At 66.7% G+C, this 11,711-nt stretch carries 14 protein-coding genes; 7 read left to right on the top strand and 7 right to left on the bottom strand.

The window, feature by feature from the left end; all coding sequences use genetic code 11:
• Positions 1 to 427: 427 nt before the first annotated feature.
• Positions 428 to 1,027, bottom strand: coding sequence for a hypothetical protein (locus tag H162_RS0120180; protein WP_020655308.1), 600 nt, complete (start codon positions 1,025 to 1,027; stop codon positions 428 to 430).
• Between the two features lie 54 nt (positions 1,028 to 1,081).
• Positions 1,082 to 1,996: a LysR family transcriptional regulator gene (locus H162_RS0120175; RefSeq protein WP_020655307.1), complete on the bottom strand. Its 915-nt coding sequence runs from the start codon at positions 1,994 to 1,996 to the stop codon at positions 1,082 to 1,084.
• Positions 1,997 to 2,098: 102 nt separating this feature from the next.
• Here H162_RS0120175 and H162_RS0120170 point away from each other — a divergent pair, with 102 nt between their 5' ends.
• From H162_RS0120170 to H162_RS0120155, 4 genes are all read left to right on the top strand, one after another.
• Positions 2,099 to 3,208, top strand: a complete 1,110-nt coding sequence (locus tag H162_RS0120170) for a muconate/chloromuconate family cycloisomerase (protein ID WP_020655306.1) — start codon at positions 2,099 to 2,101, stop codon at positions 3,206 to 3,208.
• A 34-nt stretch (positions 3,209 to 3,242) separates the two neighbouring features.
• On the top strand, positions 3,243 to 3,533 hold the full coding sequence (gene catC / locus H162_RS0120165; RefSeq protein ID WP_020655305.1) for a muconolactone Delta-isomerase: 291 nt from the start codon (positions 3,243 to 3,245) through the stop codon (positions 3,531 to 3,533).
• A gap of 39 nt (positions 3,534 to 3,572) precedes the next feature.
• Positions 3,573 to 4,352 (top strand): 3-oxoadipate enol-lactonase, encoded by a 780-nt coding sequence (gene pcaD, locus H162_RS0120160; protein ID WP_020655304.1) that lies wholly within the window; start codon positions 3,573 to 3,575, stop codon positions 4,350 to 4,352.
• Positions 4,353 to 4,426: 74 nt separating this feature from the next.
• The gene (locus H162_RS0120155; protein ID WP_026354880.1) at positions 4,427 to 5,398 is read left to right on the top strand and encodes a Bug family tripartite tricarboxylate transporter substrate binding protein; all 972 of its coding nucleotides are present in this window, start codon (positions 4,427 to 4,429) and stop codon (positions 5,396 to 5,398) included.
• Here H162_RS0120155 and H162_RS0120150 read toward each other — a convergent pair.
• A complete protein-coding gene (locus H162_RS0120150) occupies positions 5,385 to 6,329 on the bottom strand; it encodes a universal stress protein (protein WP_169444531.1) in 945 nt (314 codons plus the stop codon). The genes H162_RS0120155 and H162_RS0120150 overlap by 14 nt on opposite strands.
• A 152-nt stretch (positions 6,330 to 6,481) precedes the next feature.
• On the opposite strand from H162_RS0120150, the gene H162_RS31380 reads away from it, so the two are divergent.
• Positions 6,482 to 8,062 carry an ATP-binding protein gene (locus H162_RS31380; RefSeq protein ID WP_020655301.1) on the top strand — a complete coding sequence of 527 codons (1,581 nt, stop codon included), beginning with the start codon at positions 6,482 to 6,484 and terminating at the stop codon, positions 8,060 to 8,062.
• Between the two features lie 3 nt (positions 8,063 to 8,065).
• A complete protein-coding gene (locus H162_RS0120140) occupies positions 8,066 to 8,677 on the top strand; it encodes a response regulator transcription factor (protein WP_020655300.1) in 612 nt (203 codons plus the stop codon).
• Between the two features lie 24 nt (positions 8,678 to 8,701).
• Here H162_RS0120140 and rnk read toward each other — a convergent pair whose 3' ends face one another.
• Together rnk and H162_RS34200 are read right to left on the bottom strand one after the other, a co-directional pair.
• On the bottom strand, positions 8,702 to 9,112 hold the full coding sequence (gene rnk, locus H162_RS0120135) for a nucleoside diphosphate kinase regulator (protein WP_020655299.1): 411 nt from the start codon (positions 9,110 to 9,112) through the stop codon (positions 8,702 to 8,704).
• Between the two features lie 61 nt (positions 9,113 to 9,173).
• Positions 9,174 to 9,377 (bottom strand): hypothetical protein, encoded by a 204-nt coding sequence (locus tag H162_RS34200; protein ID WP_156885712.1) that lies wholly within the window; start codon positions 9,375 to 9,377, stop codon positions 9,174 to 9,176.
• Positions 9,378 to 9,795: 418 nt separating this feature from the next.
• Here H162_RS34200 and H162_RS0120125 point away from each other — a divergent pair, with 418 nt between their 5' ends.
• Complete coding sequence (locus H162_RS0120125) at positions 9,796 to 10,557, top strand: 3-keto-disaccharide hydrolase (protein ID WP_026354879.1); 762 nt, start codon at positions 9,796 to 9,798, stop codon at positions 10,555 to 10,557.
• Between the two features lie 26 nt (positions 10,558 to 10,583).
• Here the strand turns inward: H162_RS0120125 and H162_RS34195 are convergent, their stop codons facing one another.
• Positions 10,584 to 10,784, bottom strand: coding sequence for a hypothetical protein (locus H162_RS34195; protein WP_156885711.1), 201 nt, complete (start codon positions 10,782 to 10,784; stop codon positions 10,584 to 10,586).
• Between the two features lie 114 nt (positions 10,785 to 10,898).
• Complete coding sequence (gene hpaI / locus H162_RS0120115) at positions 10,899 to 11,696, bottom strand: 4-hydroxy-2-oxoheptanedioate aldolase (protein WP_020655295.1); 798 nt, start codon at positions 11,694 to 11,696, stop codon at positions 10,899 to 10,901.
• Positions 11,697 to 11,711 lie beyond the last annotated feature (15 nt).

Here is an 11,711-nt window from a genome sequence, read left to right as displayed (position 1 = left end):
TCGCTCACTCAAAATACTGACGATTTCTTCTTTCGAAGAAGTTCGTATTTTTTGTGAACATTTGATAATTTAAGTAATCACTGACCGAAGCCAGTGGCACCTTCATCAAACGCCCACACTTATCGACTGTTAATTGTTAAAGAACTGTGTTCGGCACTGTATTGCTGTGTTTGCGAAGCGTTGTGTTCGTCAACAGCAGGAGTGAAAGTATGCAGTGTTTCGCTTATCTCGTCAACCCCTTGTTCGCTTCTTCGCAGATTTCTCTACAGGCCACGCCAGCTCAACCGTTTGATTTTTCTGACGTTTTCGGCATTGCCGAAGCGGAGGCGAACTATAGCAAATCGTTCAGGGTTAGCGCAAGAGCTCGACACGAGTGTTGTTTCGCCGCCGCAGATTATAACTCGGCAATGTTTCCGCCTGGCTGATATCAGGATGCCTCGCCGAACTCCGCCTTCGCAGCCAGCACCCGGCGCAGGGCCGTTTCCGGATCGATCCCCGCCATCAGCAGGTTGATGATTTCCTGTTTATCCATGCCTGTCACTTTGGCGCACGCTTCCCGATGGGAGCAGAAATAGGCATACCAGGCCACGTCGGCCGGACGTTCCTTGCGCGGCTTGAATCGCCTGGGCACCGCCGCACTGGCCTCCGCGGCATACGTGATCATGCCTGCATGGGCGCCCGACCAGTCGAAGCTTGCGACCGCACGCCTGTCCGCTTCCCAGTCGCCCTGGTACGCCCTCCCCGGCCGCATGGTCGCCCCGCTGATCGCCAGGCATGCGAGGTTCGGATAAGCGTTGGCCTTGCAAAAGGACTCGACGAACAGCAGCTTCATCCCGATCCCGATCGGCACTGCGCGGTCAAGCGCGGCGTCCTTCGGGTACAACCGGCGCCCGAGCGCCAGCAGGTCGCCGTACATGATGGGGGCGCCCTGGGCAGACTTCGCGTGGTGCGCCAGCGCTTCGTACAGCCTGGAACCCACGTCGATATCGTTCAGTGTAAACCGGCTCGCGGTCTCGTTGACTAACATTGAAACCCCATTATTCTTGAAATTCGACGCGTTTCGTCGAGCCCCGGCCGGAACCTACAAGCGCTCCGCCTGGTATGCGAAACCGAGTTCGTCATAGATCGAATACACGACAGCCAGCAGGTCGCTCAGTTCCGGCGCCCGGTCCATGTGCCGAACGCTGAACAGGATAGGCGAAAACGCGTGCTTGTCTTCGAGCCCGCGATAGACGACGTTCCGGTGATGCATCGCCTGCACGCTCTCGGGCACGATCGAGATCCCCTGGCCTGCCGCCACCAGGCCCATGGAAATCTGCAGCTCGCGCACTTCGGTGACCTGGGCGGGCGTGACGTTGGCCTCGCCGAACACCGACAGCACCTGGTCCGCGAAACTGGGACGCGGCGATTTCGGATACACCAGCAGCGTATCGTGCGCCAGCTCCATCAGCCGCAACCCGCCCTCGCGCAGGGCGAGCCGGTGTTCAGGCGGCAGCGCGACCACCATCCTTTCCTCGCGCAGCAGGATGCGGCGGATGCTGGGATCTTCGCTCTTCAGCCGGCCGAAGCCGACGTCGATCCGGCCCTCCTTCAGGGCCTGCAGCTGTTCGACCGTCGTCATCTCGTGCAGCGTCACGTCCACCAGCGGGAATCGCTCGCGGTAGCGGCGCACGATATCCGGCAGCTCTCCATACAGCGTCGAGGCCACGAAACCGACGGACAGCTTGCGCTCCCGCTTCCCGACCCGCTGCGTCATCGCCTGCAGGTCGCGCGCCTGGTCGAGCAGCAGGCGCGCATGGGCCAGGAAGAATTCGCCGGCTTCGGTGAGCTTCACTGGCCGCGAACCCCGCTCGATCAACACGACGCCCAGCATTTCCTCGAGCTGCTGGACCTGCCGCGTGACGGGCGGCTGGGCGACATGCAGCCTCTCCGCGGCACGCGTGAAATTCCGTTCCTCGGCGACGGCCACGAAGTAACGTACCTGTCGTAAATCCATAAACAATACCTTTTCCGTATCGTAGCAATACCAACACGGTATTGGACCCTACGCGTGCCCGGTAATACTGTAGCGACACCTGCCAGATTATACGAAATCGCTATGATTCAAACTATCGAGACCTTCCTGGTCGATGTGCCGACCATTCGCCCGCACAAACTGTCGGTCGCCACGATGCACACCCAGACCCTGGTGCTGGTGCGGATCCGCTGCGGCGACGGGATCACCGGCTGGGGCGAAGCAACGACGATCGGCGGCCTCAGTTACGGCGAAGAGAGCCCGGAAAGCATCAAGACCAACATCGACACGTATTTCGCGCCGCTGATGGTCGGCAAGGACGCCACCCAGGTGGCAAAGCTGATGGCGACGCTGCGCAAGACGATCCAGGGCAACCGCTTCGCGAAGTGCGCGATCGAGACCGCACTGCTCGATGCGCAGGCGCGCCGCCTGAACGTGCCGCTGTCGGAACTGCTCGGCGGCCGCGTCCGCGACGCCCTGCCGGTCGCCTGGACGCTGGCCAGCGGCGTCACGTCCCAGGACATCGCCGAGGCGGAAAAAATGCTGGAACTCCGCCGCCACCGCATCTTCAAGCTGAAGATCGGCCTGCGCGAGGTGATGGACGACGTCAAGCACGTGCTGGCGATCAAGCGCGCACTGGGCGAGCGCGCCAGCGTGCGCGTCGACGTCAACCAGGCCTGGACCGAGTCCGAGGCCGTGCGCGGCATCGCCGCACTCGAAGCCGGCGGCGTGGACCTGATCGAACAGCCGGTCAAGGCGCACAACGTGGCCGCACTGGCGCGCCTGAAGCAGCGCTTCGACGTGGCGATCATGGCGGACGAAGCGCTGCACGGCCCCGACGATGCGATGGCGCTTGCCCGGGCCGATGCCGCGGACGTGTACGCAGTCAAGATCACGCAATCCGGCGGCCTGCTGCCGGCGCTCGAAGTGGCGACGGTGGCGCGCCTGGCCGGTATCGACCTGTATGGCGGCACCATGCTCGAAGGCGGCATCGGCACCGCGGCCACGGCCCATGTCTGCTCGACCTTCCCCAGCCTCGCCTGGGATACCGAACTGTTCGGCCCGCTGCTGCTGACCGAGGAAGTACTGAGCGAGCCCCTGGTGTACCGCGACTTCATGTTGCAGGTCCCCACCGGTCCGGGCCTCGGCGTCGAGATCGACGCCGACAAGCTGCACGCGCTGCAGCGCCGGTAAGTCAATACGTACTGAACAAACCCAGGAGAATACGATGCTGTTCCACGTCCGAATGAACGTCAACCTGCCGCACTCGATGCCGGCCGACCAGGCCACGCAACTGAAGGCGGACGAGAAGGCCCTGGCGCAACGCCTGCAGGAAGAAGGCAAATGGCGCCACATCTGGCGCATCGCCGGCCAGTACGCCAACATCAGCATCTTCGACGTCGACAGCGTCGACGAACTGCATGCGCTGCTGATGTCGCTGCCGCTGTTCCCCTACATGCAGATCGAGGTGATGCCGCTGTGCCGTCATCCGTCCTCGGTGCGCGACAACGACCTGTAAGCACGCCAGCGAGCCTGACCCACCGGAGAATGAAACAACATGCCAGCCATCGACGTTGACGGCGCCCGCCTCCACTACCGCACCGACGGTCCCGCCGGCGCCCCTTGCGTGGTGCTGTCCAACTCGCTCGGGACGGACCTGTCCATGTGGGACGCCCAGGCCGAGGCGCTTGCGGCCGACTACGTCGTGCTGCGCTACGATACCCGCGGCCACGGCCAGTCTTCCGCCGGCGACGCCGCCGTCGACATCGCGCGCCTCGGGCGCGACGTCCTCGCCCTGCTCGACCACCTCGGCATCGAACGCGCCGCATTCTGCGGCATCTCCATGGGCGGCGTGACCGGCCAATGGCTCGGCATCCACGCGCCGCAGCGCCTGACGCGGCTGGTGCTGGCCAATACGGCGGCGCGCATCGGCACGGCCGAAGGCTGGGCCGCGCGGGCGCAGCAGGTGCGGCGCGACGGCATGGCGGCGATCGCGGACGGCGCCGCGGCGCGCTGGTTCTCGCCCGGCTTCATCGAACGGGAACCGGCCACGGTGGCGCGCATGGTGGGCCGGCTGCGCCAACAGCACCCCGCCGGCTATGCGGCGTGCTGCGATGCGCTGGCCGATGCCGACCTGCGACAGCAGATTGCCGGCATCGCGGTGCCGGCCCTGGTCGTGGCCGGAGCATACGATCCGGTGACGACCGTGGCCGACGGCGCATACCTGCGCGACACGATCCCGGCGGCGCGCCTCGAACAGCTGCCCGCGTCGCACATCTCGAACGTCGAGGCCGGCGCGCAGTTCAGCGCGCTGCTGCGCGGCTTCCTGGGAAGCTGATGGCCCGCTTCCTTCACGCCATGCCGCAGCGGCGGCACCCACACCATAAAAACGATTCACGCCCGGAGACATCCATGTACAAAGCAATTCTCAAAGCAATGTCCGCAACCGGACTCGTCCTCTGCGCCTTCAATGCGGCGGCCAGCGACGCCTATCCAAGCAAGCCCATCAAATGGGTCGTCCCGTTCCCGCCGGGCGGCGCGATGGATGCGATGGCGCGCACCCTGGGCGAAAAGCTGTCGGCCAGCATGAAGCAGCCGGTCGTCATCGAGAACCGGCCGGGCGCCGGCGGCGCGATCGGGTCCGCCATTGTCGCCAAGTCCGCACCGGACGGTCACACCATGATGATCGTGTCCATCGGTCACGCGGTCAATCCGAGCATCTATCCGAAACTGCAGTACGACGCCACCAGGGACTTCGAACCGGTCAGCCTGGTCGGCATCGTGCCGAACATCCTGGTCGCGCATCCCTCCGTCAAGGCCGGCAACGTCAAGGAACTGGTGGCCCTGGCGAAAGCCCAGCCGGGAAAAATCACGTATGCATCGGCGGGCAACGGCACGACCGTGCACCTCGCCGCCGAACTGTTCAATTCGATGGCCGGCGTCGACATCATGCATGTCCCCTATAAAGGAAGCGCGCCCGCGGTGACCGATCTCATGGGCGGACAGGTCGACGTCATGTTCGATTCGCTGTCGTCCGCGAAGCCCTATATCGAGTCGGGCAAGCTGAAGGCGCTGGCCGTGACCACCACCAAGCGCTCCAGCGTCTTCCCGAATGTGCCGACCGTCGCCGAAGCCGGCATCCCGGGTTACGAATTGAGCGGCTGGTATGCCGTGTTCGTGCCGGGCAAGACACCGAAGCCGGTCGTCGATCGCCTGAATGGCGAACTGGTCAAGGCGCTGAAGCTGCCCGACGTCCGCGCACGCTTTGCGCTCATCGGCGCCGAGCCGGTCGGCTCGTCGCCGGAGGAACTCGCGAATACCCTGAAGACGGAAACGGCGCGCTGGACCAAGATCGTCCGCGAGCGCAACATCAAGGCTGATTGAAGCACAGGCGGGCCACGGCGCCGGCGCCGCGATCCGGGCACTGCGGGCGCGAGGAGGAGATCACCAGCAGGTCGCAGGGCGTGGCCGCCAGCACGTCCCAGGCGGCGGAAATCCCGAGCAGGCCGCCGAGGATCCCGCACTGCCGGTCGCCCGACACGATCAGGTCGGGCCGGGCGCAGGCGGCATGCACATGCAACGCGACCCGCTCCGGGTGCCGCGTGAGGACCAGGGAACACCGCGGTCCAGGCGCCCCCAGCCTGTCCACGAAGCACCCGAACGCGGACTGGGCCGTCATCCGAAGCTTGCGCCGGTACTGCTCGATGACCCGGTCGCCCACACCCGCCCTGCGCATGTGCCCCTCCGCGCCCGTATCGAGCGTGTGCAGGAGCGTGAAGTGCGCGCCGGGCGCGCACTGCATCGCCACCTTGACGGTCCGCAGCGCGGCATCGGAAAAATCGACCGCCACCAGCACCCGTGCATACGGGCGCAGCGCCGCGTTGCGCACCACCAGCACCGGCCGCCGGCTACGGCGTGCAATCGCGGCGAACGCCCAGGCGTTGCGCAGGCGCCCCAGCCAGGTAGGCGCATGCCATCCCAGCACCACCAGCCAGGGCGCCGTGGCGTCCACGCGCGCCATGGTGCTGGCCGCCAGGCTGCCGACGCCAAGGGCCGAAGTGCAGCGCACCCCGAAGGCCTTGCGCAATTGCGCCGCCTGGTGAACCAGCCTGCGCAGCGCCTGCTGCCACAGGACCTGGCCCGGGCCGGACACGCGCCCGAAGCCGGGCGCCAGCCGGGCCAGGCTGGCCGGCGCGACCACCGACAGCAGCTCCAGCGTTTCCGCGGCGTGCGCCGCGGCGAGCATGGCGGCGCGGCGGGGTGGGTCGGCGGACCGGTCGGAATGCTCGGTCGCCACCAGGATGCCATACAACACAGGTTCCTCCTTCCTGAACGCGGCCACTTCCGTGGCCAGCCCAAGTATCGCGAATCCCCAGCCGCTTGACCATTCGCCAGTTCCCGTACGGGTTTCGCCTATCCGGGTGAAATCGGAGATACTGCGCCCATTCACCATCAAGGAAAGGTTTTATGAACGGCATGCCTGCTGTCCGCTCGATCTGGCACGGTTGCGCCTTCGTGGCGGCGTATATCGCCTGCGACATGCTGAGCGGCCCGGAAGCCCGCTACCAGACCATCGCGCCGGTCTGGCATCCGGCCGCCGGCCTGGCCTTGTATGCCGTGATCCGGCACGGCAGGCGCGCCCTGTTGCCGCTGCTGGCCGCGGCCTTGCTGGCGGCCAGCATCACGCCCGCCATGCCGGCGCGGCCGGCGCTGTCCCTGCTGGCGGGCCTGCTTCCCGTGCCGGTGTACGTGGCGCTCGGCCTGTTCACGCGCAGCCGCCTGCCCGGCAGCACCTTCTTCGCCAGCCATCGCGGCATGCTGACCTGGGCGGGCGTGGTGTCGCTGGGAAGCCTGGCCAGCGCCATGGTGTACGCGGCGATGCTGCTCGGCCCCGGGCTGCATGCGCAGCGCCCGTGGATCGACGTGCTGACCCGCTACACCATTGCCGAGACCGCAGGCATGCTGGTGATCGTGCCCGCCGCCTGCTGCCTCCTCGACCCGGAGCTGCGCGCCGCTTTCCTGGCCCGGGTCCGCAACCGCGACACCGTCGCGTACACGGCGTTGATCGCGCTGGTGCTGGCGATCGCCCTGCAAAGGCCGGCGCCGGCCTCGCTGGCCTACTACCTGCTGATGCTGCCGCTGGCCTGGGCAGCCTCGCGCCAGGGCATGGCCGGCGCCGTCACCGCGGCCATCGTGCTCGAAGCGGGCGTGACCATCGCCGCGCTGTGGCCGATCGCCTCCACCGCGCACATCCCGAATGTCCAGATGCTGGTGCTGACCCTGACCTTGTCCGGCTTCCTGATCGGCATCGCGGTGGACGTCGCCCGGCGCGCCAGCCACGAACTGCGCCACTCGCTGCGCCTCGCCGCGGCGGGCGAAATGGCGGCCGCGGTGGCCCACGAACTGAACCAGCCGCTCACCGCCCTGTCGGCATACGGCAGCGCCTGCCAACGCCTGGTGACGCGCGATGGCGGCGATCCGCTGCTGACCAAGACGATCCATGCGATGGCTGCGGAATCGCAGCGCGCCTCGAACGTGCTCAAGCGCCTGCGCGAATTCTTCCGCAGCGGTTCCATCGCACTCGAGGAGCTGTCGCTGGCGGAACTGATCGACGACAGCGTGAACCCGTTTGCCGAGCAGGCCCGCAACGACGGGGTGAGGCTGGAGGTCCATGCGATCCCCGCGGCGACCTTGCTGGGTGACCGGATACAGCTGGAGATCGTGCTGCGCAACCTGCTGTCGAACGCCTTGCAGGCGCTGGCCCAGATGCCGGAAGGTATGGAGCGCCGCATCACGGTCGATGCGGGCGTCGAAGGTGTTTCAATCTGGATCCGGATCGCCGACAATGGCCCTGGCATCGACGACAAGATCCGCGCCCGCCTGTTCGAGCCCTTCGTCTCGCTGAAATCGAGCGGACTGGGGCTTGGGCTGGCGATCAGCCGCTCGATCGTCGAGACCCATGGCGGCTCGCTCACGGCCGAGCCGGGCCGCCATGCGGTACTGAACATCACATTGCCCGCGCAGCCGCCGGGCGCGGAAAGGACGTAATGCATGGCCAGTGAAAACACCGTCTATATCGTCGATGACGATGCGGCCGTGCGCGATGCGCTGGGCTTGTTGCTGAGCCTGAACGGATACAGGACGGCCTTCTTCGCCAACGCCGAGGCATTCCTGCGTGCGTGGTCCCCCGGGTTCCGCGGCTGCATGCTGCTCGACATCCGCATGCCGGGGATGGACGGCCTCACCCTGCAGAAGACCTTGCGCGAACATGGCTGCCGCCTGCCTGTCCTGGTGATCACCGGCCACGGCGACGTCGATTCGGCGCGCATAGCGTTTCGCTCGCAGGCCGTCGACTTCCTCGAGAAGCCGCTGCAGGAAGCGCAACTGGTCAACGCGATCGAAGAGGCCTTCCTGCGCCAGGCCAGCGATCGCCGCGCGAGCCCGGCCCACGCCGAGTATGCGCGGCGCCACGCCAGCCTCACCCCGCGCGAACGCGAGGTCATGCAACTGGTCGTGGCCGGCCGCCATAACCGCGAGATCGCCCACGACCTCGGCATCAGCGTGCGCACCGTGGAGGTGCACAAGGCGCGCATGATGGAAAAGCTGCAGGCCGCAACGGTCGCCGACCTGGTCCGCCAGCACCTGCAGCACGGCGCCGAGTAGGCCGTGCAGGCGCCGGCGCCGGCGTCAGCGCAGGTAGTCGCCTTCGCGCTCGGGCTGCGCGACCACCTCGAGGAGTTCGATGCTGATCAGGCCCCCGCGCGGCCGCGGCCATTCGATCGCGGTCCCGGCAGCCAGCCCAAGCAGGGCGCTGCCGACCGGGGCGAACACCGAGATCCGGTCCTCGCCGCCGGCGTCCTCCGGGTACACCAGGGTCAGGCAGAACTCCTTGCGCGGTACGGCCAAGGCGAAGCGCACCGTCGAATTCATCGTGACGACATCCGGCGGCATGTCTTGCGGCAGCCGGATGTCGGCCCTGTCGAGCTCGTCCATCAAGGCTTCCTGGTCCCGCAGGGCAACCGGGGGCATGGCTTCGAGCAGCGCCTCGAGGCGCTCGAGGTCGCGCAAGGACACGATGAGTTGGGTTGGATTGTCCATATTTACACTCCTTATAGATCAAGATACCGGCCTGCCAGGCGGGCGGGCCGGCGCGTCGCTGCTAGAGCGCGGATTCGAACAGTGTGGCGACCGTGGCGATCGCCGCGGCGGCCCCGCCGGACAGCATGGCGCGGGCCAGCACCCGGCGCTGGCGCACGCCGCGCGCGACGATGTCCTTGGCAATGCGCCGCTTTCCCCAAGCCTCCATGCGTGACCTTGCATGGATGGCGGCGTCGCGATCGGGTGGTTCGGGCTGGCGTTTCATCGAAATATCCCTCCTGGCCTGGGCCGGCTCTGCGCCGTCCCGGCAATACACGTGCGCTGCCGGCCGCAGTCGGCCGACAGTCCTGGAAGCTGGTCGTGGAATGGCCCGGAGGATGCGCCGGCATGCAGGCGCGCATCCGCCGAGCCTAGCGAAGGCGGGCGATGTCTCGCGAGCGACGGGGTGGACGGCGTGCTGCCGACCCGGGCGCGGAAGCACCGGCCAAGGCGAGGCAGTCCAGCTTGCAGGTGGGCTTGGTCATTGTCGTTCGGATCCGTCGGGTGGGCGCAGCACGCCAACAGTATCGCCGAAGGCCGCAGCAAAGACATCCGGGTCGCGCGTAAGGGTTTCCCTGATATGCCGCGGCCCGGTTCCAGCCGGGCATGCTATGCTTTTCGGCTCCTATCTCATGGAACCAATGATGACTGCAAAGATCAGTGCGGCGATAGTCGGATTGTCGGTGATGCTCCCCTGCGCGGCCCAGGACGGGCGCCGGCTGGATCCGACAGAGACGGAAGTATGGGCGGCGGAGCCCAGGGGCGTCGTCCCCGGCGCCTCGGCCGGCGCGCCGTCGGACGCGATCGTGCTGTTCGATGGCAAGGATCTTCGTGAATGGGGCCCGGCTGCTTCGCCCGCCAACCCGGCCGATTGGGTCGTCGCGGGCGGCGTGTTTAGCGTGCGCCCACGGAGCGGCGACATCCAGACCAGGCGCCTGTTCACGGACTACCAGCTCCACCTGGAATGGCGCGTGCCGGCCTCGCTCTCGGGCAGCGGCCAGGCCAGGGGCAACAGCGGCCTGTTCCTGGCCTCGACCGGCGTCGACAGCGGTTACGAGCTCCAGATCCTCGACTGCGCCGGCAACAAGACCTATGCGAACGGGCAGGCGGCCAGCATCTACAAGCAGCACATCCCGCTGGTGAACGCCTGTGCCGCGGCCGGCGAATGGCAGACCTACGATGTCATCTGGACCGCACCGCGGTTTTCCGCCGATGGCGCACTGGTCTCGCCCGCGTACGTGACCGCACTGCACAACGGGGTCCTGGTGCAGAACCATGTCGCCCTCCGGGGCGAGTCGGTGTATGCCGGCAAGCCGTCTTATCGCAGGCATGGCCCCGCGCCGATCAAGCTGCAGGATCACGGCGATGCCGTCAGCTTCCGGAATATCTGGGTGAGACCCCTCTGACGGCGACTGCGGGACAAGCGCGCCGGCTAGGACAGCATCCTGCCAAGCGCGCCGGCGCCCAGGGTGATCGCATCGGCGACCAGCCTCGAGACGGCCACGGCAAGGCAGATGAACAGGATCATCTGGCCGATGCGCAGCACCCGTTCATGGCCCCGCCAGCGCCTGCCGAAGCGCAAGGGGCCGTGGAAGCGCATGCCCAGGTTCAGTGGCGCGTGTCGACGTTTCATGATTGTCTCCGTTGTCAGGTTTGCGCAGAGAAAGAACATCACTGCGGACCGATATGCATGTCCTTATGTTATCCCTACTTTCCCTCACGGAGCGCATCGCAGTTCGCAGATCTTCTAGTAAACCCCGCCTTTTGCCGGTGGCGCAGCCGGCTTGCCGCCAAATTCGGCGCGCAAGGCCTGCGCTCCCGACGCCAGGATGCGTACGTCGAGCCCCACCGCCACGAAGCTGCAGCCAAGTTCCAGGTAGCGTCGCGCCAGCGCGATGTCCGACACCAGGGTCCCAGCCGCTTTACCGCTGGCGGTAATGCGCCGGATCGCATCCTCGATGGCAGCCTGCACCTCGGGATGCCCCGGCTTGCCGCGATGGCCGAGCGAGGCCGACAGGTCCGCCGGGCCGATGAACACGCCGTCGACGCCATCCACCGAGCAGATTTCCTCCAGGTTATCCAGCGCCAGCCGCGTTTCCGCCTGCACCAGCAGGCAGACCTCGTCGTTGGCGCGGTCGAGGTAATCGGTGCGCAGGCCCCAGCGCGACACGCGCGCCGCGGCGCTGCCGACGCCGCGGATGCCTTGGGGAGGGTACAGCATGGCCGACACCAGGCGCCGGGCCTGCTCGGCGGTGTCCACCATGGGCACCAGCAGGGTCTGGGCGCCCACGTCCAGCAGCTGCTTGATCAGCGCCGGATCGCCGGAGACCGGCCGCACGATGGGATGGGAGCGGTAAGGCGCCACTGCCTGCAGTTGTTCCAGCACGCCGCGCACGTCGTTGGGAGAATGTTCGCCGTCGAGCAGCAGCCAGTCGAAGCCGGCGGTCGCGCAGATTTCGGCGGTATAGGAGTTGGCGAGGGAGAGCCACAGGCCGATCTGTTGCTGCTTGCCGGCCAGCGCCTGCTTGAATGTGTTGTCGTACATCGTCGGTGTCCGTGA

The sequence above is a fragment of the Massilia niastensis DSM 21313 genome, assembly GCF_000382345.1.
GTDB lineage: Bacteria > Pseudomonadota > Gammaproteobacteria > Burkholderiales > Burkholderiaceae_D > Telluria > Telluria niastensis.
The sequence above is the reverse complement of the archived record's forward strand: the minus strand, read 5'-3'. Positions and strand labels throughout refer to the sequence as shown.